This window comes from Pseudomonas sp. FG35, assembly GCF_057809295.1.
Map to the genome: position 1 here is coordinate 239,624 of NZ_JBMDJR010000001.1, position 22,141 is coordinate 261,764.

At 62.3% G+C, this 22,141-nt stretch carries 22 protein-coding genes; 6 read left to right on the top strand and 16 right to left on the bottom strand.

Annotated elements, in window-relative coordinates:
* Position 1: 1 nt before the first annotated feature.
* Positions 2–994: a zinc-binding dehydrogenase gene (locus ACODTD_RS01100; RefSeq protein ID WP_489104328.1), complete on the bottom strand. Its 993-nt coding sequence runs from the start codon at positions 992–994 to the stop codon at positions 2–4.
* Positions 995–1,110: 116 nt separating this feature from the next.
* Complete coding sequence (locus ACODTD_RS01105) at positions 1,111–2,007, bottom strand: LysR family transcriptional regulator (RefSeq protein WP_489104329.1); 897 nt, start codon at positions 2,005–2,007, stop codon at positions 1,111–1,113.
* A 164-nt stretch (positions 2,008–2,171) separates the two neighbouring features.
* On the opposite strand from ACODTD_RS01105, the gene ACODTD_RS01110 reads away from it, so the two are divergent.
* On the top strand, positions 2,172–2,921 hold the full coding sequence (locus ACODTD_RS01110; RefSeq protein WP_201818234.1) for an SDR family NAD(P)-dependent oxidoreductase: 750 nt from the start codon (positions 2,172–2,174) through the stop codon (positions 2,919–2,921).
* Position 2,922: 1 nt separating this feature from the next.
* Here the strand turns inward: ACODTD_RS01110 and ACODTD_RS01115 are convergent, their stop codons facing one another.
* From ACODTD_RS01115 to gstA, 3 genes are all read right to left on the bottom strand, one after another.
* A complete protein-coding gene (locus ACODTD_RS01115; RefSeq protein WP_489104330.1) occupies positions 2,923–3,594 on the bottom strand; it encodes a paraquat-inducible protein A in 672 nt (223 codons plus the stop codon).
* Positions 3,591–4,187 (bottom strand): paraquat-inducible protein A, encoded by a 597-nt coding sequence (locus ACODTD_RS01120; RefSeq protein WP_011333863.1) that lies wholly within the window; start codon positions 4,185–4,187, stop codon positions 3,591–3,593. The genes ACODTD_RS01115 and ACODTD_RS01120 overlap by 4 nt, the downstream gene beginning before the upstream one ends.
* Positions 4,188–4,339: 152 nt before the next feature.
* Positions 4,340–4,954, bottom strand: coding sequence for a glutathione transferase GstA (gene gstA, locus ACODTD_RS01125; RefSeq protein WP_489104331.1), 615 nt, complete (start codon positions 4,952–4,954; stop codon positions 4,340–4,342).
* A gap of 108 nt (positions 4,955–5,062) precedes the next feature.
* On the opposite strand from gstA, the gene ACODTD_RS01130 reads away from it, so the two are divergent.
* Complete coding sequence (locus ACODTD_RS01130) at positions 5,063–5,965, top strand: transcriptional regulator GcvA (RefSeq protein WP_489104332.1); 903 nt, start codon at positions 5,063–5,065, stop codon at positions 5,963–5,965.
* A 123-nt stretch (positions 5,966–6,088) separates the two neighbouring features.
* Positions 6,089–6,514: a cupin domain-containing protein gene (locus ACODTD_RS01135; RefSeq protein WP_489104333.1), complete on the top strand. Its 426-nt coding sequence runs from the start codon at positions 6,089–6,091 to the stop codon at positions 6,512–6,514.
* 65 nt (positions 6,515–6,579) lie between these two features.
* Here the strand turns inward: ACODTD_RS01135 and ACODTD_RS01140 are convergent, their stop codons facing one another.
* From ACODTD_RS01140 to ACODTD_RS01155, 4 genes are all read right to left on the bottom strand, one after another.
* Positions 6,580–7,695 carry an alkene reductase gene (locus tag ACODTD_RS01140; RefSeq protein WP_011333867.1) on the bottom strand — a complete coding sequence of 372 codons (1,116 nt, stop codon included), beginning with the start codon at positions 7,693–7,695 and terminating at the stop codon, positions 6,580–6,582.
* Positions 7,696–7,845: 150 nt separating this feature from the next.
* On the bottom strand, positions 7,846–10,083 hold the full coding sequence (locus tag ACODTD_RS01145) for a xanthine dehydrogenase family protein molybdopterin-binding subunit (RefSeq protein ID WP_489104334.1): 2,238 nt from the start codon (positions 10,081–10,083) through the stop codon (positions 7,846–7,848).
* A complete protein-coding gene (locus tag ACODTD_RS01150; RefSeq protein WP_221614836.1) occupies positions 10,080–10,553 on the bottom strand; it encodes a (2Fe-2S)-binding protein in 474 nt (157 codons plus the stop codon). The genes ACODTD_RS01145 and ACODTD_RS01150 overlap by 4 nt, the downstream gene beginning before the upstream one ends.
* The gene (locus tag ACODTD_RS01155; protein ID WP_489104335.1) at positions 10,550–11,809 is read right to left on the bottom strand and encodes a c-type cytochrome; all 1,260 of its coding nucleotides are present in this window, start codon (positions 11,807–11,809) and stop codon (positions 10,550–10,552) included. Before ACODTD_RS01155 ends, ACODTD_RS01150 begins: the two co-directional genes overlap by 4 nt.
* A 309-nt stretch (positions 11,810–12,118) precedes the next feature.
* Between ACODTD_RS01155 and ACODTD_RS01160 the strand changes: the two genes are divergently transcribed.
* A complete protein-coding gene (locus tag ACODTD_RS01160; RefSeq protein WP_489104336.1) occupies positions 12,119–13,318 on the top strand; it encodes an MFS transporter in 1,200 nt (399 codons plus the stop codon).
* 100 nt (positions 13,319–13,418) lie between these two features.
* A complete protein-coding gene (locus ACODTD_RS01165; protein WP_285355362.1) occupies positions 13,419–14,336 on the top strand; it encodes a LysR family transcriptional regulator in 918 nt (305 codons plus the stop codon).
* Positions 14,337–14,454: 118 nt separating this feature from the next.
* Here ACODTD_RS01165 and ACODTD_RS01170 read toward each other — a convergent pair whose 3' ends face one another.
* From ACODTD_RS01170 to ACODTD_RS01180, 3 genes are all read right to left on the bottom strand, one after another.
* Positions 14,455–15,657 carry an NAD(P)/FAD-dependent oxidoreductase gene (locus ACODTD_RS01170; protein WP_011333873.1) on the bottom strand — a complete coding sequence of 401 codons (1,203 nt, stop codon included), beginning with the start codon at positions 15,655–15,657 and terminating at the stop codon, positions 14,455–14,457.
* Positions 15,658–15,880: 223 nt separating this feature from the next.
* Positions 15,881–16,255 carry a response regulator transcription factor gene (locus tag ACODTD_RS01175; protein ID WP_041475244.1) on the bottom strand — a complete coding sequence of 125 codons (375 nt, stop codon included), beginning with the start codon at positions 16,253–16,255 and terminating at the stop codon, positions 15,881–15,883.
* A gap of 148 nt (positions 16,256–16,403) precedes the next feature.
* Positions 16,404–17,423 carry a GlxA family transcriptional regulator gene (locus tag ACODTD_RS01180; protein ID WP_011333875.1) on the bottom strand — a complete coding sequence of 340 codons (1,020 nt, stop codon included), beginning with the start codon at positions 17,421–17,423 and terminating at the stop codon, positions 16,404–16,406.
* 275 nt (positions 17,424–17,698) lie between these two features.
* Here ACODTD_RS01180 and ACODTD_RS01185 point away from each other — a divergent pair, with 275 nt between their 5' ends.
* Complete coding sequence (locus ACODTD_RS01185; RefSeq protein WP_011333876.1) at positions 17,699–18,658, top strand: MBL fold metallo-hydrolase; 960 nt, start codon at positions 17,699–17,701, stop codon at positions 18,656–18,658.
* A 144-nt stretch (positions 18,659–18,802) separates the two neighbouring features.
* Here ACODTD_RS01185 and ACODTD_RS01190 read toward each other — a convergent pair whose 3' ends face one another.
* From ACODTD_RS01190 to ACODTD_RS01205, 4 genes are all read right to left on the bottom strand, one after another.
* On the bottom strand, positions 18,803–19,177 hold the full coding sequence (locus ACODTD_RS01190; protein WP_064381874.1) for a response regulator transcription factor: 375 nt from the start codon (positions 19,175–19,177) through the stop codon (positions 18,803–18,805).
* Positions 19,178–19,303: 126 nt separating this feature from the next.
* Positions 19,304–19,828, bottom strand: coding sequence for a hypothetical protein (locus ACODTD_RS01195; protein ID WP_285355371.1), 525 nt, complete (start codon positions 19,826–19,828; stop codon positions 19,304–19,306).
* Positions 19,829–19,843: 15 nt separating this feature from the next.
* Entirely contained in the window at positions 19,844–20,554 is a 711-nt protein-coding gene (locus ACODTD_RS01200) for a GlxA family transcriptional regulator (protein ID WP_489104337.1), read from the bottom strand.
* A 47-nt stretch (positions 20,555–20,601) separates the two neighbouring features.
* Positions 20,602–22,056 (bottom strand): sensor histidine kinase, encoded by a 1,455-nt coding sequence (locus tag ACODTD_RS01205; RefSeq protein ID WP_011333880.1) that lies wholly within the window; start codon positions 22,054–22,056, stop codon positions 20,602–20,604.
* Positions 22,057–22,141: the final 85 nt, after the last annotated feature.

Here is a 22,141-nt window from a genome sequence, read left to right on the forward strand (position 1 = left end):
TTCAAACGGCGGGCAGACGCGTCACCCATTTCCCGCCACCCGCGCCGTCCTTCAGGGCGCGCAAGGCCTGGGGCAATTCATCGAAGTTGAACATCTGCAGCGCCGGGCCGATCAGGCTGCCGTCGAGCAGCGCTTGCAGCAACTGCTCGCCGTTGCGGCGCAAGGTCTGGCGATCGTGCAGGCTGGCGTGGACGTGGAAGCTGTTCAATGCCACTTCATGCAGCGAAATCGCGGTGGTGAACGCCGGCAGCGGCGCGCTTTCCTGACGATCCTGAATGCACACCAGATGGCCGTTGTAGCCCAGCAGGTCGGCCATTTTCGCCGCGTGAGCGCCGCTGACCGTGTCGAATACGGCGTGCAAACGACGTTCGCCGAGGCTGGCTGCGAGTGCGGTTTGCCAGTCCGGTTCGCGGTAATCGAATACGCCGACTGCGCCCAGGGCCTTGAGCTTTTCATGATGCGCGCCGGACGCGGTCGCCCAGACCCGCCATCCGCGTTGTACCGCCAGTTGCACCAACAGCAGGCCGACCGCGCCGCCGGCGCCGATCACCAGCACATCGGCCGCGCCAATCGCGGGGACTTTTTCCACGGCTTGCCACGCGGTCAAACCGGGGCAGGGCAGTGACGCCGCCGCGGCATCATCGAGCGCGGCGGGCACTGACAGCACGGTAGCGGCGTCGAGCAGGCAGTACTCGGCGTAGCTGCCATCGTTCGCCAAGGATTGGTGATACGCCACGCGACTGCCGGGTTGCAGTGTCACGCCGGCGCCGGCCGCGACCACCACGCCCATGCCGTCGACACCCGGCACACGGCCGGTGTGCCACGCGGAGTGGCCCCACTCGATGATCTTCCAGTCCACCGGGTTCAAGGCGATGGCGCGGTTGGCCACCAGCACTTGCCCGGGGCCGGGTTGCCGGAGAGGTTTGCGGGTCAATGTCAGGCCATCCAGCCCTTGGCCGGACGTCCAGGCCCAGGCAGCGTAATCGGTTTGCATTGTGCGGTTTCCCATGACTGTCAATGGCCGCCAGTATCGGTGGCAACGGGCATGAGAAGAACCGGCCCTGGGTCAAAGGTGTTTTGCGTAAAAGTCAGCAATGCTTCCGCAGTACGTCAATCAACCTGCGCAAACCGCTCCACCAGCCAATCGATAAACACCCGCACCCGATTGCTCAAATGTCGGTTTGGCGGGTACAGCACATGAAACGGATAGGCCGGCGGGCGCCAGTCCTCGAGGATCGGCACCAGTTCGCCGCGCTCGATGGCGGTCCTGACCGTGTAGCTGAAGGTGTGGATGATCCCCAGTCCGGCGAGCCCGGCCGCCAGGTGCGCGTTGCTCTCGTTGACGCTGATCAGGCCTTTGCCTTCGATCTGGTGGCGTTCGCCGTTGCGCTGGAAGTTCGACGGCAGGATGCGCCCGGTGGAGGCCGAGCGGTAGGCGATCAGCTGATGGCTGGCCAGGTCGAGCGGGTGGCTTGGGGTGCCGTGGCGTTGCAGATAGTCGGGCGTGGCGCAGGTGGTCCAGGACACTTCGCCGAGGCGGCGCACGGCCAGGGTTTGTTCGGTCAGCGGGCCGCCGCGAATCACGCAGTCCACCCGTTCACTGATCAGGTCCACCGGGCGGTCGCTGACGCCCAGATCAACCTGGATATCCGGATAGCGTTCGAAGAACCTCGGCAGTTCGGGGATCACCAGCATCGTCGCGGTCGAGCCGCCGATGTCCACGCGAATCTTGCCGCGCGGCAGGCCTTGCGCCTGGCTGAAACCCTGATCGATGTCGTCCAGTTGATGCAGCAATTGTTGTGTCAATTGGTAATAGGAAGCGCCGTCTGCGGTGACGGTGAGGCGGCGGGTGGTGCGTTGCAGCAGGCGCACGCCGAGGTGGTTTTCCAATTGGCCGATCAGTTTGCTGACCGTGGTTTTCGGCAGGTTCAGCGAGTCGGCGGCTTTGGTGAACGAACCGCTTTCCACGACGCGGGCGAAGGTGCGGATCGCCATTAACTGATTCATCGGTTCGAGCTCGGTGGGGTAGATGCGGTTGAGTATTGTGCATGTCTGTGCACAAACAAAACCGATTTTGCGGATTTTTCAATTCAATTCATCGGCCTAAAGTCGCTTCCAACGGCTCACCTACGACCCGTCACCTACCTCGAAACGGTTACTGGAGATTCATCATGAGCAACAGACTTGAAGGCAAAATCGCACTGATCACTGGCGGCACCACCGGCATCGGCCTGGCCTCGGCGCAGGAATTCGTCGCTCAGGGCGCCACGGTATTCATCACTGGCCGTCGTCAGGCCGAACTGGACAAAGCGGTCGCCGCCATCGGCCCACGGGCCATCGGCATTCAGGGCGATGTGGCGAAGCTGGAGGATCTGGATCGCATCTACCGCGAGGTTTCCGCCAAGGCCGGGCACCTCGACATCCTGTTCGCCAACGCCGGCGGCGGGGACATGCTGCCGCTGGGCTCGATCACCGAAGAGCACTTCGACCGGATTTTCGACGCCAACGTGAAGGGCACGCTGTTCACCGTGCAGAAGGCCTTGCCGCTACTGCGCGATGGCGCCTCGATTCTGCTGACCTCGTCGACCACTTCGGTGCAGGGCACGGAAAACTTCAGCGTCTACAGCGCGAGCAAAGCGGCGGTGCGCAACTTCGCTCGGTCATGGTTGCTGGACTTGAAACCACGGCGCATCCGCGTCAACGCCATAAGCCCTGGCCCGGTGCGCACGCCAGGGCTGGCAGGGCTGGTGCCGGCGGAACACACCCAGGGGCTGTTCGATCAACTGGCGTCTATCGTGCCGATCGGGCGTCTGGGCGAGCCGAGCGAGATTGCCAAGGCCGCGCTGTTCTTGGCCTCGGATGACAGCAGCTTCGTCAATGGCATCGAGTTGTTCGTCGACGGCGGTACTGCGCAGATCTGATTTAAACCGCTTGATGCCCCGGCATTTGTTCAGTCGAGTGCCGGGGTTCTTCCGTTTCTTCGTCCGGCGCGTTATCCCAGATCAGGCGCGGGTCGAAACTCATGGCCGAGAGCATGGTGAACACGACCACCAGGCCGAAAAACAGAATCCCTACGCGCGGCTCGATATCCCCCAGCGCCTGGAATTTCACCAGCGCCGCCACCAGCGCGACCACCAGCACATCGAGCATCGACCAATAGCCGATCAGCTCGACGAAGCGGTACAGCTTCGAACGCTCCTTGCGCGCCGAATGGCTGTCCCGTTGCACGGTGACCAGCAGCAAGGTCAGCGCCACGAATTTCACCCCCGGCACGGCGATGCTGGCGACGAAGATGATGACGGCGATGTCCCACGCACCGTGTTCCCAGAACTCCAGCACGCCGCTCATGATGGTGCTGTCGGCGCCGCTGCCGAGCAGGGTGGTGTTCATCACCGGCAGCAGATTGGCCGGCACGTAAAACGCCAGCGCGGCGAACATGTAGGCCCAGGTGCGGGTCAGCGAGTTGGTCTTGCGCCGGTGCAGCGGCGCGTCGCAGCGCGGGCATTGGTGCGGTTCGCCGGTCATGTCGCAGGCCAGTCCGCAGCTGTGGCACAGGCACAGGTTGAGTTCGCTGGCAGTCGGTGGCCGTTTCATAGGATGTCCCACAGTTCACGCACGTCGCGCCCGGCGATGCGGATCAGCAACAGGCTGAGCACGGCCAAGGCAAACAGGCCGATGCCGGGAATGACGTCGAGCATGCCCGCCAGTTTGAACACCGCCACCATTGCGCCAAGCAAACACACTTCGAGCATGCTCCACGGCCGCAAGGTTTCCAGCCAGCGCATGCACAGCTTGAACCCCGGTGAACGGCGCGAGGCGAGGGCGAAGCTCAAGACCCAGATCAACAGAACCAACTGGAAGGCCGGGGCGATGATGATCGAGATTGCCGCGACCATCGCCATGAAGGTGATCGGCCCCTGACTCAGGGCCAGCACTGAATCCCAGAGGGTCGCGCTGTTTTTCAGGCCCTTCATGCTGATGCTCATCACCGGGTAGAAATTGGCGAACAGCCACAGCATCGCCGCGGTGAAGCTCAGGGCCAGCCGTTGCTCCACGCTCAGGTTGTTGTAGCGCTGGAGCACGGCGCCGCAACGCACGCAGAGGGTCTTCTGGTGTTTGGCCAGCACGACTTTTTCGTACACGCAGTCGCAATGCTCGCAGATGATCAGTTGATCGGTGCTGGCCATGGGGCGCTCGGCGGGAGGAGGGCTTGAACCCTTTCACTATAGAAGCGCTGGGGCATTCAACAACTGTCACCTTGCGAAACGCGCGTGGGGCGATGAAATCAGCAATCCGGCGGGCAACAGCAACCCGTTCTGGTAGCGGTTTTCCGGTCTTGTCAGAGCACCGGTTGCGTGGCGTCCTCTTCCGCAATGGCAGCCCGCACGCTGGGCCGCTCGGCGATGCGTGTCATGTAGCTCGCCAGCGCTGGCCAGTCCTCAATGGCGATACTGAAAGTCGGCAACCACTTCAGCACCGTGAACAGGTAGGCATCCGCTACGCCGAAAGCCTGCATCAGAAACGGCTGGGTCGCGAGAATGCGGTTCAGGTAATCCAGACGCTTGAACAGCTTGTGTTTGAAGATCGTTTTGGTGGTTTCCGGGATTTCGCTGCTGAACAACGGCGCGCTGCCCCCATGAATTTCCGAGCTGATGAAGTTCAGATATTCCTGAAGACGCGAGCGTTCCCAGCTGCCGTTGGCCGGGGCCAGCGCATGACCAGGCACGAGGTCGGCGAGGTATTGCAGAATGGCCGGCCCCTCGGTCAGCACTTCACCGTTGTCCAGCATCAGCGCGGCCACGTAACCCTTAGGGTTGATCTGGCGAAAGTCCCGGCCGTCGGCGGTTTGCTTGGTCTGGTTGTTGACCCGGATCAGCTCGAACGGCAGCTCCAGCTCACGCAACACAATGTGCGGTGAAAGCGAACAGGTCATGGGGGCGTAGTACAGTTTCATGGGGGCTCCTTGCAGATGGAGCCTCAGAATCCGCTATGACCGCGCCGCTTCGCAAAGGACAAATCCAGTGCTAGCGTATGACAAAATCTCATGGACTGAAGAGGTCATATGCTCCCCCGACTGCCATCGCTCAACGGATTGAGAGCCTTCGAATGCGCCGCCCGGCATATGAGCTTCACCCGCGCCGCTGAAGAACTAAACGTCACACAAACTGCGATCAGCCATCAGATCCGTCGCCTCGAGGATGAGCTTGGCGTGCGTCTGTTCATGCGCTTGAAAGACGGTTTGGCATTGACCGATGAGGGCAATGCTTACTTGCCCGGCATCCGCTCGGCGTTTCTTGAATTGCGCTACTCGACTGAAAAGCTGCTGGAGTCGAGCAACTACAGCGTCCTGACCATCAGCACGCTAGTGTCGGTGGCGTCGAAATGGTTGTTGCCGCGTCTGCCGTCATTTCGCGAGGCGCATCCGCAGATTGATGTGCGGATCAGTGCTTCCACCGAGTGGGTGGACTTTCGCAAGGGCGGCATCGATGCGGCGATCCGCTACGGCGACGGGAATTGGCCTGGACTTCGGGCCGACTGGTTGATGGCCGACGAGATCTTTCCGGTGTGCAGCCCGCGCTTGTTGACTGGCAAGAACGCCCTGAAAACTCCGGCAGATCTGGCGCATCACCCCTTGTTGCAAGTCAGTGGCGTGACCGCCAATGACTGGAACGATTGGCTGCATGCGGCAGGCCAGCCACCGCTGACGGCCAAAGGCCCACGATTGACCTTCGACCTGGCGATGATGGCGGTGCAGGCGGCGATTGACGGGCAGGGCGTGTGCATCGGTCGCTCGACCTATGTCGATGACGATCTGCGCGCGGGCAGGCTGGTGGCGCCGTTTGATTTGCGCTTGAAATCCGCTTCCGGCTTCTACCTCGTCACGCCCCACGATCAGGCCGAATCGAAAAAGATCGTGGCGTTCAGAGGCTGGCTATCGCAGGTGCTGGCCAAACCCTTTGTATAAGCGTGTATCCATCGCGCCGCCGTACACAAACGGGTAACAAACCCCGTCATCAGGACACATCCTGCGTACATGCCTCGGCCAAAGTAGTGGCCAACACATCACTACTTCCAAGAGGACAACACCATGCGCCGCACACTTCTGATGACCGCTGCCGCCGTACTCGTATCGCTGACCGGCCTCGCACAGGCGGCTGAAACCCCATCTGCCGCCCCGACGAAGAACTGGCAACAAGGCCTGAGCCGTACCGATCTGGTCCGACAGGACCTGGGTGCGGCGGATCGTGAGGTGATCCAGGCTCGCGTCGATTTCGAACCGGGCGTCACCTCGCCCAACCATGCGCATCCGGGTGTGGAAGTGGCTTACGTGATCAGCGGCACGTTCGAATACCGGCTCGAAGGGCAGGCACCGGTGACGCTCAAGGCGGGGGATTCGCTGTTCATCCCGGCGGGTGTGGCGCATATCGCTAGGAACGTCGGCAACGAGAAGGGCTCGGAACTGGCGACCTACATCGTCAAGAAGGGCGAGCCGTTGCTGATTCTCAAGCAGTAACGTTCCGCGAAAACGAAGAAGGCCTGCCGATGTGGCAGGCCTTTTTGCGTCCGCTGTTCAGCGTATCAGTGGGCGTAAACCGGGTAGTCGGTATAGCCACGCTGATCGCCGCCAAAGAACGTGCTCGGGTCCGGTGCGTTGAGCGTCAGGCCTTCGCGGATTCGCCGAGGCAGATCGGGGTTGGCGAGGAACGGTCGGCCAAACGCGATAATGTCGGCGCGACCGTCGGCCAGGGCCTGTTCCGCCGACTCGGGGTCGTAGCCGCCGGCAATCATCAGCACGCCATCCCAGGCATCACGCAACTGAGCGATGATCGCGTCCCAGCGCGGATCGAAGTTTTCATCCTTGACAGTGCCGACCACGGCCGGCTCGACCAAGTGCAGGTAGGCCAGCTTCCAGCGGTTCAACGAGCGCACGATGTAGCCGAATGTGGCCTCCGGCGATTCATCGCCCATGCCCATGAAGCGGCCCATGGGTGTCAGGCGCACGCCGACACGGTCGGCACCGACTTCGTCGACCACGGCCGCCACCACTTCCAGTAACAGGCGCGCACGGTTTTCCAGGGGGCCGCCATAACCGTCGGTGCGCTGGTTGCTGTTGCTGTTGATGAACTGGTCCAGCAGATAGCCGTTGCCGGCGTGAATTTCCACGCCATCCATCCCGGCGTTCAGTGCATTGCGCGCAGCGCGGCGGTAGTCGCTGATGATGTCGGCGATCTCCGACGTTTGCAGTGCGCGCGGCACCGGCACGTCGCCCCAGACACCGTTGCCCTCGTCGTCGACGATGAAGGTCTTGCCCGGCACAGGCAATGCGCTAGGCGCCACCGGCAGTGCGTTGTCCGGTTGAAAGCTTGGGTGCGACACGCGGCCCACATGCCACAGTTGCATGAAGATCAACCCGCCGGCCTCGTGTACCTGGCGGCTGACTTCACGCCAGGCTTGCACTTGTTCATCGTTGTAGATGCCAGGCGTCCACGCATAACCCTGGCCCTGGCGGGAAATCTGCGTGGCCTCGGTGATGATCAGCGCGGCGCTCGCCCGCTGGCGGTAGTACTCGGCGTTCATGGACGTCGGGATGTCGCCCGGTTGTCCGGCACGGGAGCGGGTCAACGGCGCCATCGCCACCCGGTGGGGAAGTGTGTAGGGGCCGAGGGCGATGGGACGGAACAGTTGTTGTGTCATGGGGGTTCTCCAGTCTTCGAAAAGGATCGGCAGGGCGGTGTCGGGACATTTGGCCCGACACCGGATGGCCCTACGTTAAGCGGCTGTCCGGTGCTTGATAATCCACACGCGACGCCACGCTGCATTGCGTGAAATGCAACGTGGCGCAGTTCAGGAAGGCTGTTGCGAGCGGGTCAGCGGAAGGTTGAGCCAACGCCGGCCGGTGGCATTCGCCACGGCGTTGCCGATGGCGGCCGCCATGGGGCCCTGGACGATTTCGGCGGCCCCCAGAAACGGTTGCCCCGGCTGGTCGAGCAGGTGAACGTCGACCTTTTTGGGTACTTGCGAGAAGCGCAGGATCGGGTAGCCGCTCCAGTCGTAGCTGCGGATGCCACCGGCGTCATAGGCGACCTTTTCATACAGCGTCCAGCTGGTGGACTGCACGATCCCGCCCTCGACCTGGTTACGCAGGCCATCGGGACTGACGATCTGGCCCACGTCCACTGCGGTCACGACGTGATCGATCTGCACTTCGCCGGTCTGCGGATGCACCCGCAAACGCACGGCAATGGCGCAGTAACCCATGATGTTTTTGTAACGCGCGAAGGCGAAGCCAAGGCCTGCGCCGGGTTCACTGCTTTTTTGCGGCCAGCCGACGGCATCGCGAACCTTTTCCACAACAGCCCGTGCCCGAGGATCGGTCAGGTGCGCCAGGCGCAGGGCAACCGGATCCAGTCCGGCCTTGGCGGCCAGCTCGTCGATGCAGGCTTCGATGGCGAAGACGTTGATGTGGGCGCCCAGCGAGCGCATGGCCGAGGTGCGGAACGGCATTTCGGTGACGAAGTTCATGTCGATCCGCGAAGAGGCCACGGTGTACAGCGGCACCGCGTTGCGATCGCCGTCGCCTTCGGGCTGAGCGATCGGCACCGAAGGTGCGGAGGCGAACGGCCGGGCCAGCAGGCGTGCGGGCAGCAAGCGCCCGGCGTTGACGATGCGTTCGTTGTGCGGCGTGGTCCACAGCTCATAGTTCCAGTCCTGCAGCCGACCCTGTGCGTCAAGGTTGGCTTGCACTTCGGTGACCATCGCCGAGCTGTACGGCTCCCAAAGGTTTTCCTGCTCGCGCATCCATTGCACCCGCACCGGCGTGCCCGGCACGCGCATGGCAATCAACGCCGCGTCGGCTGCTGCATCGTCCGCGCCGTTATGGCCGTAACAGCCGGAACCTTCGGTGTGGATGCAGCGCACGCGCTCGGGCGGCAACCGCAGCATTTCGGCGATCCCGGCACGCAGCGGATACACGCCCTGGGTGTGGGTCCAGACGTTGAGGGTGCCGTCCTTGAACCAGGCCACGGCGCAGGACGGACCGATCGAACCGTGCATCAGGTATTGCTTGGTCACCCGGGCGCGATATTCGTTGTCGGTCGCGCCTTGTGGGGTGCCTTCATGGCTAATCGGATAACGACGCGAGGGCAGGCGCTTGAGGAGCGCATGGATGTCGCGCGATTCGGGAATCGCCTGTCCGCCGCTCCAGCGCGCCGAGGCGTATCCATGACGCATGGCTTTGATCGCTTGCCATTCGTCCCGCGCGACCACGGCCAGATAATTGCCGTCGCGAATCACCTGCACCACCCCGGACAGCGCCTTGATCGATTCAATATCGATGGCGTCCAGCGTGCAGCCGGGACGCGGCGGGCGGATGACCCGGGCATGGAGCATGCCCGGCAGGCGAATGTCCTGCACGAACGCGGCGCCGCCGCTGACTTTGCCCGGAATGTCCAGGCGTGGCAGCGAATGGCCGATGAGCTTGAATGACGCCGGCGGCATCGAGGGTGACTCGGACGTTGCATAGCGGTGCAGATCCACATCCCGGACGGCGTCGGCGTAGGACATGCGTTGGCCGGTCGGGCCGAGAATGCTGCCGTCGCGAGTCGTCAGCAGTGCCGGCGCAACGTTCCAGCTGCGCCCGGCCGATTCGAGCAGCATCTCGCGCACTTGTGCCGCCGCGTTGAACAGCGCGGTGCCGCTGTCGAAAATCGTGTGGCTGCCGGCGGTGTAGCCTTCGTTCGGCGTCAGTGCGGTGTCGGCGGTGAGCAGGTTGATCGCTGTCGGGGAGACCTCCAGCCGTTCAGCGGCAATTTGCAGCAACGCGGTTTTGACCCCGGTGCCCAGTTCGACCTTGCCGGTGTAGACGGTGATGCCGTCGGGGCCGACGCGGATCCACGCATCGAGCCAAGGGTTGGTGCGCAGGCTGCCGGGCAGGTCCGGCGCCAGCACGACCGTGCCGAGGGTATCGACTTCGGTATCGGCCAAGGCGCGGCGCGAGACAGGCACCAAAGCAAACGCCACCAGCAGAGCGCCGCCGCGCAGGAACGCGCGGCGACTTTGATCGACTTCGCTGATCGCCGTCATTGCGCACCCCCGTTTTGCCGGGCGACAAGGTTGATCGCCTCGATGATGCGCAAATGCGTGCCACAGCGGCACAGGTTGCCTGCCATGTGTTCGCGAATGGTCTGCTCGTCGGGATGCGGATTGCGTTCCAGCAGTGCCTGCGCACGCATCAACATGCCGGCGATGCAGTAACCGCATTGAGCGGCCTGCTTGTCGATGAACGCTTGCTGCAGGGAGCCGGGGCGTTCGGCTGTTCCCAGGCTCTCGACCGTCCGCACCTTTTTGCCCTCAAGACCCGCGCAGGGTGTCAGGCAGGAAAACACCGGTTGGTCATCGACGATGACGGTGCAGGCGCCGCATTGGCCCAGGCCACATCCGTACTTGGCGCCGTTCAGGCCCAGGTGATTGCGCAGCGCATAGAGCAGCGGCATGTCCGGTTCCAGCTCGAGAGCCCGGGAAGATCCGTTGACGTTGAGGGTGATCTGAGTCATTTCGTCTCCTGACGTAGCGCTTCGAGGGTGGCGGAAAGGTCGGTCCACGGTTGATCGGGGTTGGCCTGATGGCGCAGGTAGACGGCCAGGGCGTTGAGTTGGGTGTTATCGAGACTGGCGGCGAACGAGGGCATCACCGGTCCCGGTTGGCCGGGTTCTGCCGGGATGCCTTCGAGTACGGTTTTCACAAAGTTGCGCGGGCTGGCGGCCTGCAGCGCCGAGGTGCGATCCAGAGCCGGACGGCCGTCGATGTCACGCATCGGCGCGCCTTGGGCATGGCAGCCGGCGCAGGCACTGGCGAACAGCAGGGCGCCAGAGGATCGATCCTCAGGTTCAGCGCTGGCGCTCGGAATTTCGTTGATCGCAGTTTTCGCCGGCAGACTCAGCAGGTATTCGGCAATCGCCTGTGCATCTTCCACGGGCAAGCGCGCCAGACCGAGACTGACCGGGCGCATCGGGCCCGCCGCCGTGCCGTGTCCGTTGACCACGTCGGCCCGCAGGTAACTCACCAGTTGCTCGCTGCTCCACGGGTTTGCCCGGTGCGCCATGCCCAGCAGTGAAGGCGCGTCCCAGCCATCCACGCTGCCGCCGGCCAGGCTTTCGCCGGACTTCTCGGCGCCGATCAGGTTCAGCGGCGAATGACAGCCCGCGCAGTGACCGGGCCCCTCGACCAGGTAACGTCCGCGATTCCACGCCTGCGATTGCTCCGCCAGCGGTATCAGCGGCTTCCCATGCAGGAACAGCAGGTTCCAGAACGACACCAGTGGCCGGATGTTCATCGGGAAGTTCATGCGGTTTTGTTGTGGCGGCGAGTCCACGGCCGGGCCGCTCATCAGGTACGCATAGGCGTCGGCGATGTCGTCTTGGCTCATGCGCCGGTAATGAACGTAAGGGAAGGCCGGGTACAGGAAGTGGCCGTCGCGGGAGATCCCTTCACGCATCGCCCGCTCGAAGGCCGGCAGCGACCATTGGCCGATGCCGGTCTGTGGATCCGGAGTGATGTTGGTGCTGTAGAGGGTGCCGAACGGCGTCACCAGCGGCAGTCCGCCGGCGAGGTATTGGCCGCCGGGTCGCGTGTGACACACCGCACAGTCGCCAGCCTCGACCACTCGTGCGCCGCGTTGCAGTTGCGCGGAGTCGAAGGTTTGCGGGCGCTCGAACGGCGCAATTGCCGGCCGCCACATCAGCGCCAGGGCCGCGATTGCCCCGATCGACGCGAGGGCTGCTGCGCTGATCCACAGCGTTCTGGATCTCATGAAATGGCCGTTCATGAGCGGTTGCCCAAGAAGCACGCGGTGGGCGTGAGGGACGGATTTGGCATCTTCGACAACTCCTTGAACGACCGGGGAAGGGCGCCGATGCAAAGCTCTGCGCCAGGTGCCCAAGGGTAGAGAAGGTGCATGCGTCCGGGTATTGCCGGACCGCGCAATAGCACGTTGCGCCAAGTGCAACGCCGGGGGGCGTTGCATTTGGCGCATCACTCAATTGCCTTTGGGATGGATACTCGAAGGCCGAAGCAGCCCTTAGCCTTGGCGTCACTTTTCCAAACTCATCGAGGTGTCATCATGCTTACGGGCAATCCGGCAGCGGCGGCCAAGGCCGAACCATCCGCTTCTCTTTCCGGCCTGATGGTCGCGTTCCTGGCATTCTGCTGCGGCGCGGTCGTGGCCAACCTTTATTACGCTCAGCCGATCGTCGAACTGATCGCGCCGCAGATCGGCCTGTCCAGTGCCAATGCCAGTCTGATCGTTTCCCTCACGCAGTTCGGTTATGCATTGGGCCTGCTGTTGCTGGTGCCGCTGGCCGACCTGATGGAAAACCGTCGGCTGGTGGTGGGCTTTACCCTCGCGGCGAGCGTGACGCTGTTGTGCGCCGGCCTGACGCATTCGCCGTCGATGTTCCTTGTCCTGTCGTTGCTGATCGGCCTCACTTCGGTGGCGGTGCAGATTCTGGTGCCGTTGGCCGCGCATCTGGCGCCCGAGGCGAGCCGTGGGCGGGTGGTGGGCAACATCATGAGCGGCCTGTTGCTGGGCATTCTGCTGTCGCGGCCACTGTCGAGTCTGCTGGTGGAAGTGTTCGGCTGGCGCGGTGTGTTTTTCAGCGCAGCGGCGCTGATGGCTGTCATCGCCCTGATCATGGCGATTGCCTTGCCGCGCCGCGTCCCGAGCCATCAGGCGACGTACGCTGCGCTGATCGGCTCGGTGTTTGCGCTGGCCCGTCGGCACGCGGTTCTGCGTCAGCGGTCGCTGTATCAGGGCTTGCTGTTCGCCAGTTTCAGCCTGTTCTGGACCCTTGCACCGATCGAGCTGATGCGGCACCACGGTTTCAGTCAGGCACAGGTGGCGATATTTGCCCTGGTCGGCGCTGTCGGCGCGGTCGCAGCGCCGATCGCCGGGCGACTGGCCGATGCCGGGCACGGTCGGCGCGGGACGCTCGTGGCACTGTTGCTGGCGCCAGCCTCGTTGCTGATCGCCGCGCTGCCGGGCAGCGGCTATGTCTGGCTGGTGATTTGCGCGGTGCTGCTGGACTTCGCCGTGCAACTGAACATGGTGCTGGGCCAGCGCGAGGTGTACGCCATCGATCCGCACAGCCGGGCCCGCCTGAATGCCGTGTACATGACCAGCATCTTCGTCGGCGGCGCCCTGGGATCGCTGGTCGCCAGTCCGCTCTACGAGCATTTCGGCTGGAACCTGTCCGCCGTGACCGTGGCGTTGCTGCCGGCGCTGGCCCTGGCGCTGTTCCTGAGCCGCAAGGCCGATGCCTGAACCGCAGGCACCGCTGAGTCCGATGAAGCACGGTCCTACAAGACGATCGGCGAACGGTGATGCACAATCATCACCGTTTCCTTTCGATCGGGCTCCACTTATGGACAAGTTGCTGGCACTGAAGATGTTCGTTGAAACCGTCCGTTGCGGTGGTTATTCCTCGGCGGCACGCAAACTCGGCATCTCTACCTCTTCAGTGACGCGCCAGGTGGCGGGGCTGGAACACGAGTTGGGCGCCAGCCTGCTCAACCGCACGACACGCAACACCAGCGTGACGGTCGCCGGCCAAACCTATTTCGAGAAAGCGGTGGCCATTCTCGATGCCATCGATGAGGCCGACGCGGTGGTCGCCGACCGTGGCAGCGATGCGCAGGGACGCCTGCGCATCAGTGTGCCGGTCGAATTCGGCCGACAGATCATTGCACCGCAACTGGGGGAATTGCTCGACCGCCATCCGGGGCTTGAAATCAGTGTGTCGTTGAGCGATCAGGTCAGCGATCTGCTGAGTGAGCAGATCGATGTCTCGGTGCGCCTGGGATCGTCGGTGGTCAGTGACGATATCGTCAGCAAGCGCGTGGGCGGCTTTCAGCGCTGGGTAGTGGCGAGTCCGGATTACCTGAGCGGTCACGCTGTGCCGGCGCATCCACGAGACTTGCTCGAGCATCAATGCCTGCGCTTCGACTACGGTGGTTCGCACCAGCACTGGACGTTCCAGGGTGACGAGGAAACCATCCAGCTCAATGTGCATGGCCGCCTGCAAAGCAACAACGCTGATATCCTGCGCGAAGCGGCGGTGGCGGGACGCGGGGTGGCCCTGCTGGCGGACTGGCTGGTGCGCGCCGATGTCGAGGCCGGTCGGTTGACGCGGCTGCTGGAGGGTTATGAAGTCAACCCCGGTAATGCGAGCTGCTGCATCAATGCGTTGTATCTGCCCAATCACCGGGGCTCCAGTCGTATCAATGTGTTCATCGACTTTCTGGAAGACATTCTGGCAGCGGAGCCATCGACTCAACGCTAGAGTGCCGTTTATTGCCGCCCGACGCTTTGTGAGTTCTGCATAAAAAAGCGCCCGCCAAAAAAACCGTGGCGGGCGCCTGGGAATGCGCAGCGATAGGGAAGTGTGAACCGTCGGGTGATCAGGCCACCGGAATCAATGGGTCGGCCGCGGCCAGTGCGGTTGCACGATCGGCGGCAGGCGGGTAGATCCACACGGTGTTGATCTGGGTCTTGAGGTCCTTGGCCTCTTGCCCGACCAGTTTCAATTGGCGGTCCCAGCCCTCGGTGAACACCGCGCCCCAGGCGCCGAGGTCAAGGCAGGTCACGTACTTGGGCTGGCGGTAGGTGACCGGTGCGACACCGATCAGATCAGCCGCCACATTGTTGCCGGCATAACGGCCCAGGCTGATCGCATGCTGGCAGGACATCGCGGCGTAGTTTCCGAGATCATCCGTGGCGGCATAAGCGACGTCGCCGGCGGCGAAGACATCCACGTGCCCCAGCACTTTCAAGTGGCCGTCGACGTGCAGGCGACCTTGCGGATCACGGCTGCCCGGAATCTGTTCAGTGAGCGGGCTGGCGCGGAAGCCAACGGTCCAGATGACGGTGTTGGACTCGATCCGTTTGCCGTCAGCCAAAGTCACGCCGCCGGCATCCACCGAGGCGACCGAGGCGTCGACTACCCATTCAATGCCCAGCTCTCGGGACGCTTCGACAATGGACGGGCGAATGCCGTCACCCAGAGTCGCGGCGATTTGCGGCGCGCGATCCACCACGATGACCCTGATCGGCGCATCGTCACCCAGTGCGGCACGCAGGCGGGCCGGCATTTCGGTGGCGGTTTCGATCCCGGTAAAACCACCACCGGCGACCACCACGGTATTACGCGCAGCGCTCGACGGCTGGTCCTTCAACGACTTGATATGGGCTTCGAGGCGTGCTGCTTCTTCGATCTGATCGACATCGAAGGCGTGTTCGATCATGCCTTTGAGCGGTGGCCGGATTACTCGGCTGCCGGCAGCCAATACCAGTCGGTCATAGTTCAGCGTGCCTTGTGTGCCGAAGGCATCGCTGTAGGTCACTTGCTTGCTGGCGGTGTCGATGTTGTCGGCGATGCCTTTGACGAATTTCACGCCCACGGCATCGAACAGTTCACCCAGCGGCGCTTTCATGTTGTGGACATCCGGCTCGTAGAAGCGCGGACGGATGCGCAGTTCTGCCTGGGGTGCGAGGACGGTGATCTGCACGTCGTTACGATCATGCTGGTCCAGCAGACGTGCGGCGCTCAGGGCGCTCCAGACTCCACCAAACCCTGCGCCTATCACTAAAATGTGCTGTTTCATCGGATGACTCCTGTGGAAATTCTGGTCGTTGAACGGCTTGTCCGTTGATGCGTGACCGTCTGCCGCTCTGCACGAAGCAGGTGGTTGTGAACAACCGCAGAGCCGGTTCGATTCGCTGGGGAAGATGCTATCGGGGAAGGTGCGGCGAGACACTTCTACATAGGGTCAGTGCCGACATGCTTAGGTATGGGGTGGGGTATACACAGGTATAGAAAGAGGGCCGTCAAACGGCGCGATTGAATGCGCTTTCGATGCAGGTGATGAGTTCGCCGCACGGGAAGGGTTTAGGGAAATAGGCGAGGGGCTCGGGGAATGCGGCGTTGACCCTTGGCGGACGCCCCTGGTAACCCGTGATGAAAATGATCGGGATGCGCACGCCTCGGGCGCACAGCTCATCGTACATCTCGATGCCGGACAGACCGGGCATCTGGATGTCCGAGATGATGCAGCCGGGGCGGGGCGGCGCCTTCATCGCCAGAAAAGCCTCCGCGTTCGGGTACAACTGCACGGTGTAGCCGTGCGAGCGCAACAGGCTGTCCAGCGCCATGCGCACGGACTCATCATCATCGACAACCGATACAACAGCGGTGTGGGACATTGCTTTACCAGGGCTGATCTCGGGTAGCCCGTCGAGGACGCCCGCCATTGCCGCACGATACGCCGCTCGGTTCGGCGGCGTACTTATACGTGTGTATAGCGACAGTATTTGAACGTCTGCGAGCCCGGTGCCATTGCGCTGTGTGGCGTCAGCGCGAGAACCGGCTGCGGTATTCCCGGGGCGAGACCGAGAGGTGACGGTAGAAGGTGTCGCGCATGCGTTCTTCGTCGCCAAACCCGCACAACTGCGCGATCTGGTCGATGTTGCGCTGAGAGTCTTCGAGCATTCGTCGCGCCGCTTCCAGGCGAAACAGCTCGAGTGCCTTGGCCGGCGTGCGGCCGATCTTGCGTTTGTAGACCCGCGCGAAATTGCGCGGGCTCATTTGCGCCTGTCGGGCCAGCGATTCGACGCTCAATTGCGGGTCGCCGAGGTTTTCGCTGATCCACAGGTGCAATTCTTCGAAGCAGCCTCTGTCGTCGATCTGCGCTTGCAGCAACTGGCTGAACTGCGCCTGACCGCCAGGGCGTTTGAGAAAAACCACCAGCTCACGCGCCACCTTCAACGCCACGGCGCGGCCGCAGTCGGCCTCGACCAGCGCTAGCGCCATGTCGATTCCGGTGGTGACCCCGGCGGAAGTCCAGACGTTGCCTTGCTGGATGTAGATCGCATCAAGGTCGACATCGACACTCGGAAAACCACCCTTGAGCATGTCGCACATGCCCCAGTGGGTGGTTGCGCGCAAGCCTTCCAGCAGCCCGGCCTGGGCCAGCAGAAAGGTGCCGCTGCACACCGAGGCGGTGCGTCTGGCCTTGGCTGACGCCGCGCGCAGCCAGTCGACCAACGCAACATTGTCGAGCATGGCCTGACGGATGTTCGGCGCACCGGGCACGATCAGCGTATCGATGGTTGTCTCGTCAAAGGTGCGCAGGGCCAAGGTGTTGACCGACAGCCCTTCGGCGGTGGCGATCAATCCGCCGTCCAGGCTGGCGGTGTGCAACGCGTAGCCAGGCAAGCCGCGTTCGGCCATGGCCTTGGACGCGGCCCAGAACACGGTTTGTGCGCCGGTCAGGTCCAGCAAGCCCATCTGCGGATACGCCAGGAACACCAGCGTGCGCGGTTGCGCGAGCAAGCAGGTGAGAGGGTCGGGTTGGTGAAAAATAGAGTTCATGACTGCTCAGGGACCTGATGATCGCCCGCTTTTCGGCGATCCGGTGCGCCGTAGTTTCGGTGTTTGCGGGCAGGAGCGCGAATATACATTGGTATGGGCCACTGCCACCTCAACAGCGGCGTTACTCGGTCGATGTGGTTCAAGCCCTATACCCGCGTATGGTGTTGGACGTCGTGGTCGCGATGCACACTCGATTTCAAGGCGCGCCATTCAGCGCTTGCGCCAGCAAGGGCATTCGTCCGGGAAATTTTGACTCAGCCAAGAGGAAAGCGACCATGTCAACGTATCTGAATCACTCCAATCAAACCAACGCAACCGATGACCGGCAGGCGTCCGTCACCCGCCAGCCATTCGCTCCGGCGCAGGAGCTGGTGCCATCGCGCTACGCACTGCAGGTCGGCGACATCGACGTGGTGGTGATCAGCGACGGCGTGCTGCCGCTGCCGACCTCGACCATGTCCACAAATGCCGACCCGCAGGCTCGCGCCGCCTGGTTCAAGGACATGTTCCTGGGGCCGGACGCGTTTGACTGGGCACTCAACGTGCTGGTGGTGCGCAGCGGCGAGCAGATCATTCTGGTCGACGCCGGGCTGGGCGGGCAGTTTCCCGGCTTCCCCCGGGCCGGCCAGTTGCCGAAACGCCTGGAAGCGGCGGGCATTGATCTGGCCAGCGTGACTGACATTGTGATCACGCACATGCACATGGACCATGTCGGCGGTCTGCTGGTCGACGAGGTGAAGAGCCGGTTGCGTGCGGATGTGCGCATTCACGTCTCGGCAAAAGAGGTCGAGTTCTGGGAGACGCCGGACTTCACCCAGACCGTCATGCCGGCGCCAGTGCCTGACGTTCTGCGCGCGACGGCCAATCAGTTCATCAACGATTACCGCCGCCAGGTGCGCACCTTCGAGGATGAATACGAAGTGGCGCCGGGGGTGGTGGTGAAACTCACCGGCGGGCATACGCCGGGGCACAGCATTGTCTACGTCAACTCGGGCGGCGAACGCCTGACCTTTGCTGGCGACGCCCTGTTTCCGGTGGCCTTCGAGCATCCGGAATGGCACAACGGTTTCGAGCATGATCCTGAAGAGTCGGTGCGTGTTCGCATGCGTCTGATGCGCGAAGCGGCGGCGAGTGGCGAGTGGTTTGTTGCCACCCATCTGCCGTTCCCGTCGGTAGGTCGAGTGGCGGTCGATGGCGATGCGTTCCGCTGGATTGCAGCGTTCTGGGATTACTGATCGGCTGTCGGCGGCCCGGCTGCATTCTGCCGGGCTCGATAAAAATCAGGCCCCGCAAGTGATGAGCTTGCGGGGCCTTTTTTTGCTTTGAGGTTTGTTGGTCGGGCAGCGGCGGCTCTGCATCCAGTTATTCGTCAGGGCCGCTCAACGGCGGCGCATCAGCGCCTGTTCGATGCAGGCCAGCAATGCCCCGGTATGGAACGGTTTGGAGAAATAACCTTCCGGCGTCTTCACCCGCGCACTGAACTCGGGGGGCAGGCCCGGTTTGCCAGTGATGAAAATCGTCGGAATATGGATCTTCCTGGCCGCCAGCGCCTCGTACATTTCGACCCCGCACATGCCGGGCATCTGAATGTCCGAGATCAGGCACCCGGTCTGCTCTGGCGCGCTCGATTCAAGAAATGCAAAAGCGCTGTTGAATGTCTTGACCGTATAACCGCAAGACCGCAACAAACTGTCCATTGAAACCAGAACAAGTTCGTCATCATCGACAACTGAAACAATAGCTGAGTTGAACATGGGAAACCTTGCGTTCTTTGCGGGTGTCTGTCGCGCCCGCCATACTTGCAAGATACGCTTTCAAAAATTGTGGAATAGTATACGTGGGTATGTTTAGTTGGTTTTTTTGTTAGTTGCGAAAGTTAATCAATGTTCAGCAAATAAATGGTTGTTGATTAACGAAAGAAAGTAACTGTTATGTCGAGTGCAGGCTTCAAAGAGTTGTCGGCTGGCGCAGTCGTTGTTGGCAATTGCGCTGGCGCGACAGTCGCGGAACAAGGCATCGGCGGCCCGCAGTCGGCTCAGGGCGCGGTCAATGCCTTTAAGGCAGTCGGCAAAGCATAAAGGTTCGGGAGCCTCATTGAGGTCGTAGAGCGCGTCGCGCTGGGCATGGCCGCCCAGGTCGGTGATGCCGGTGACGAGAAAGTCGGCGTAACGGGTATTGGCATTCAACAGCCTGCGAAACAGCGTCTGCACCGGTAGAAAGCTGACGGTGCGCATTGTCTGCTGGCTGTGTCTGAGTCGCGCCAGAATGCTCAGCGTCGCGCTCAGGGTCTGCGTCAATGCGTCGATGATCTCCACGCGCTCAGCGGTGGACAACGATGTGTGCGTGCCATAGCGGGTGATGCAGGGCGGGTGACTGACCAAATACAGTTTGTGCGGTGCGTTCATGACCACCGTCTCCGGCTAGCGCTCGTGCGCGATGGAATGTTGTGATTGCAGCAGCGGACTCCACTGTTTCTGGTTGTCCGGGCGTCGGTAGTACACCACCATGCGCCGGGCGACCTGCATGGCCAGCTCGCGACCGTGATCGGCCTCGACCATTGCCAGCGCCAGATCGATCCCAGCGCTGACGCCGGCGCAGGTCCACACCGATGCCTGGTGAACGAAGATGGCCTCGCGATCCAGCTCGACCCTGGGGAACAGCCGCTCGAACATGTCAGCCATCAACCAGTGTGTCGCCACGCGCAGGCCGTCGAGCAGTCCGGCCTGAGCCAGGAAAAAAGCACCGCTGCATACCGACGTCGTACGGTTGGCAGTGGCTGACGTGGCGCGCAACCAATCGACCAGCGGCGCGTTGTCTCGCAATGCCTGGCTGATGAACGCCGAGCCTGGAACGATCAACGTATTGATCGGCTCGTCGCCGAGCTCATCCAGCCGCCGGGTTTGAACCACCAGGCCTTCGCCGGTCTGCACCGGCCCGCCTTGCAGGCTCGCGGTGTGCAAGGCATAACCGGGCAAACCGAGTTGCGCCAGTCCGCACGTCGCCGCCCAGAAAACGGTCTGCGCACCGGTCAGATCCAGCAGGCCCATTTGCGGGTATGCCACGAACACGACGGTTCGTTCGTGTACCGGGGTTTCGGGTTCTGCGCCGGGGTTTGTACGTTGGATAGACAATGCGGGTCTCCATATCGCCACCGGGCGACATCAGGGGTGGATGGTTGTCATTGATCGTGTTCGAGCGCAGCCAATGGAATCGCAAACACAAACTGCGTGCCGACGCCCTCGGTGCTGTTGACCCAGATGCGGCCGCCGTGGAATTCAATGATCGAACGGCAAATCGAGAGGCCCATTCCCAGGCCGGTGGGCTTGGTGGTGAAAAAGGGGTCGAACAGCGAAGGCAGGATGTCCTCGGCAATGCCGACGCCGGAGTCGGCGATTTCAAGCACGGCCTCGTTGTGCAGGATCGAGGTGGTGATCCGCAGCGTCCGGGCGCGGTCAAGCACATTGGCCATGGCCTGGCAGGCGTTGATGATCAGATTGATGATGACTTGCTGCAGTTGTACCCGGTCACCTTTGATCCGCGCACCGTGAGTGCCCAGTCGGGCGTGCGGGCGAACCTCATGGAAGCTGATGTCATGTTGCATCAGCGTCAGCGAGTCACTGACGATGTCGTCGAACACTTCGACATTGCGCTGCACCTCGCTGTGTCGCGATAACGCTCGAATACAGGCGATGACATCGGAGACCCTGACCGAGTTTTGAATGATCCGGTCCAGCGAACGGCGGGCTTCTTCCAGGTTGGGTTCGGGCCGGTTGATCCAGCGTTTGCAGGATTCGCCGCTGGTGATGACCGCTGCCAGCGGCTGATTGATTTCGTGGGCAATCGACGCGGCCAGTTCGCCCATGGAAGTCAGGCGCGTGACGTGGGCGAGGGTGGCTTGCGAGTGAAACAACGCCTCTTCCGACTGTTTGCTGGCGGTGACATCCATCAGCGCCCCGGCGTATTGCGTGCGCCCGCGATGTCTGGGCAACGGGCTGGCGATCATCTGCACGTGCTTGATCCGACCATCCGGCATGAGCAGCCGATGCTCGACTTCGACCAGCTCCTGCCGGCGCGCAAACTGCTCCAGCACCTGATCGATAACCGGCAGGTCGTCGGGATGAGTGCGTGACTTGACCAGCGCCAGTGTCGGGGTGACGTCCGGCGAATACTCGAAAATACGCGACGACTCTTGCGACCATGACACGCTGACTTTTTTATCGATGATGAAGCCGATACTGCCGGTGTGGGTAAGTTTCTGTGCGCCCAGAAAGAACGCTTCCTTGCGCCGCAGCGTTTCAGTGGCGCGTTTGCTGCGCAACGCGAGAAGGGAAATGGTCGTCAGCGCGATCAGGCACCTGACGAATCCGGCGATGCTGCGGTGATCGCGATAACCTTCATCGACCAGGAAGTCGGCCGTCAGCAGTGTGAGGCAACCCAATGCGACGGCAAGAAATACCGGTACCGGGAAGATGTTCGCTGACATGAATACCAGCGTGATGTAGAACAACGTCGGCGCAACGTCCAGATCGAGGTACGCGTTGGTGATATAGATCATGCTGCCGACCGCTATGGCGCAAAGCCAGGCGAAGGCGTCTGAACAAAGAAGTTGTGCGCGACGTTTGATGATAGACATTTATTCTTCCAGATTTTTGCTATCGGACGGCAGGTCGTGTTCTTTCGATGAAGCAGGCAAACGCTATGAAAGGCGTATTAATGAA

Excerpts from the sequence above, each read along its gene's own strand:
- ACODTD_RS01100 (WP_489104328.1), bottom strand. The coding sequence starts at position 994 with ATGCAAACCGATTACGCTGCCTGGGCCTGGACGTCCGGCCAAGGGCTG.
- ACODTD_RS01105 (WP_489104329.1), bottom strand. The coding sequence starts at position 2,007 with ATGAATCAGTTAATGGCGATCCGCACCTTCGCCCGCGTCGTGGAAAGC.
- ACODTD_RS01110 (WP_201818234.1), top strand. The coding sequence starts at position 2,172 with ATGAGCAACAGACTTGAAGGCAAAATCGCACTGATCACTGGCGGCACC.
- ACODTD_RS01115 (WP_489104330.1), bottom strand. The coding sequence starts at position 3,594 with ATGAAACGGCCACCGACTGCCAGCGAACTCAACCTGTGCCTGTGCCAC.
- ACODTD_RS01120 (WP_011333863.1), bottom strand. The coding sequence starts at position 4,187 with ATGGCCAGCACCGATCAACTGATCATCTGCGAGCATTGCGACTGCGTG.
- gstA (WP_489104331.1), bottom strand. The coding sequence starts at position 4,954 with ATGAAACTGTACTACGCCCCCATGACCTGTTCGCTTTCACCGCACATT.
- ACODTD_RS01130 (WP_489104332.1), top strand. The coding sequence starts at position 5,063 with ATGCTCCCCCGACTGCCATCGCTCAACGGATTGAGAGCCTTCGAATGC.
- ACODTD_RS01135 (WP_489104333.1), top strand. The coding sequence starts at position 6,089 with ATGCGCCGCACACTTCTGATGACCGCTGCCGCCGTACTCGTATCGCTG.
- ACODTD_RS01140 (WP_011333867.1), bottom strand. The coding sequence starts at position 7,695 with ATGACACAACAACTGTTCCGTCCCATCGCCCTCGGCCCCTACACACTT.
- ACODTD_RS01145 (WP_489104334.1), bottom strand. The coding sequence starts at position 10,083 with ATGACGGCGATCAGCGAAGTCGATCAAAGTCGCCGCGCGTTCCTGCGC.
- ACODTD_RS01150 (WP_221614836.1), bottom strand. The coding sequence starts at position 10,553 with ATGACTCAGATCACCCTCAACGTCAACGGATCTTCCCGGGCTCTCGAG.
- ACODTD_RS01155 (WP_489104335.1), bottom strand. The coding sequence starts at position 11,809 with ATGAGATCCAGAACGCTGTGGATCAGCGCAGCAGCCCTCGCGTCGATC.
- ACODTD_RS01160 (WP_489104336.1), top strand. The coding sequence starts at position 12,119 with ATGCTTACGGGCAATCCGGCAGCGGCGGCCAAGGCCGAACCATCCGCT.
- ACODTD_RS01165 (WP_285355362.1), top strand. The coding sequence starts at position 13,419 with ATGGACAAGTTGCTGGCACTGAAGATGTTCGTTGAAACCGTCCGTTGC.
- ACODTD_RS01170 (WP_011333873.1), bottom strand. The coding sequence starts at position 15,657 with ATGAAACAGCACATTTTAGTGATAGGCGCAGGGTTTGGTGGAGTCTGG.
- ACODTD_RS01175 (WP_041475244.1), bottom strand. The coding sequence starts at position 16,255 with ATGTCCCACACCGCTGTTGTATCGGTTGTCGATGATGATGAGTCCGTG.
- ACODTD_RS01180 (WP_011333875.1), bottom strand. The coding sequence starts at position 17,423 with ATGAACTCTATTTTTCACCAACCCGACCCTCTCACCTGCTTGCTCGCG.
- ACODTD_RS01185 (WP_011333876.1), top strand. The coding sequence starts at position 17,699 with ATGTCAACGTATCTGAATCACTCCAATCAAACCAACGCAACCGATGAC.
- ACODTD_RS01190 (WP_064381874.1), bottom strand. The coding sequence starts at position 19,177 with ATGTTCAACTCAGCTATTGTTTCAGTTGTCGATGATGACGAACTTGTT.
- ACODTD_RS01195 (WP_285355371.1), bottom strand. The coding sequence starts at position 19,828 with ATGAACGCACCGCACAAACTGTATTTGGTCAGTCACCCGCCCTGCATC.
- ACODTD_RS01205 (WP_011333880.1), bottom strand. The coding sequence starts at position 22,056 with ATGTCTATCATCAAACGTCGCGCACAACTTCTTTGTTCAGACGCCTTC.